Consider the following 951-nt stretch of genomic DNA (forward strand, 5'->3'; position numbering starts at 1 on the left):
GCCACCTGCTGTTGCTGCTGGGCCGCGTGCTGCTCGTCCAGGCCGTCCAGGTAGCTCATCAGGACCGATATGCCGCCGGCGGTCGCGATGGCGATCACGACCAGGGCGATCAGCAGTTCGATCGAAATGAATCCACTGCTGCGCTTACTCCTCATGGTGTTATCTCCACAGGCTTTGCCGGGACTGGCGAGCTTGGTCGTCCTGCAGCAGATGAGCCTCCTTTCGGCGGATCTTGTCGCGCATGGACGGGCCGTCGTCGCCGGTGAACAGCAGTGGCTCGGCGGTCAGGCGGCGCGAGGAGCCATCGCTCTCCAGCGCTTGGCAGATCACAGCTTGGATGCCCTCGGCAACCACGTCGTAGGCGTTTCTCGCCAGTGGCTGGGCGAGCGTCACCAAGCGCTCGATCGCCTGATGACAGCTTTTCGCGTGAATGGTGGCGATCACCAAGCTGCCGGTCAGAGAGGCCTTGCAGGCCTGGTAGGCGGTGTCCTCGTCGCGGATCTCGCCAATCAGCACCAGGTCGGCACCGGCCCGCAGCGTGCGCAGCAGGGCCTCGCTGTATCCGCCTGAGCGCCGTGAGGTTCTGACCTGGATGCAGCGGCCGAGCCCATGCTGACCGCTGAGGTTGGTTTCCTGCGGGTCCTCGACGGCGCAGCCCACCCCGCCCAACTCCTGCAGGCGGGCCAGGAGCAGAGAGGCGGCGGAGCTGGTCTTGCCGGTCGCCATCTCGCCGCAGAACAGGACCAGGCCCTGCAACTGCGGATCCATCAGTGCGGAAACCACTTCGCTCGGATAGCCGATCTCTTGGAACTCCCGCAATTGGGCGCTCGACCGGCGCAGCACGAAGACGCTGCCACTGAAAGCGTCCTCGAGGAGGGTGACGCGAAGCAGAACGCCGTCGACGACGATGGCGAACTCAGGATCCTGCAGCTCCTCCAGCGTTTGCCTGCA

1 protein-coding gene is annotated in these 951 nt (G+C 65.2%); it reads right to left on the reverse strand.

All coding sequences use genetic code 11. From position 1 onward, the window contains the following. Positions 1-159 precede the first annotated feature (159 nt). On the reverse strand, positions 160-951 hold a 792-nt coding region (locus HMPREF2924_RS22140; RefSeq protein WP_141765563.1), incomplete at its 5' end, for an ATPase, T2SS/T4P/T4SS family.

It is taken from the genome of Pseudomonas sp. HMSC063H08 (assembly GCF_001813645.1).
Taxonomy (GTDB): Bacteria; Pseudomonadota; Gammaproteobacteria; order Pseudomonadales; family Pseudomonadaceae; genus Pseudomonas; species Pseudomonas aeruginosa.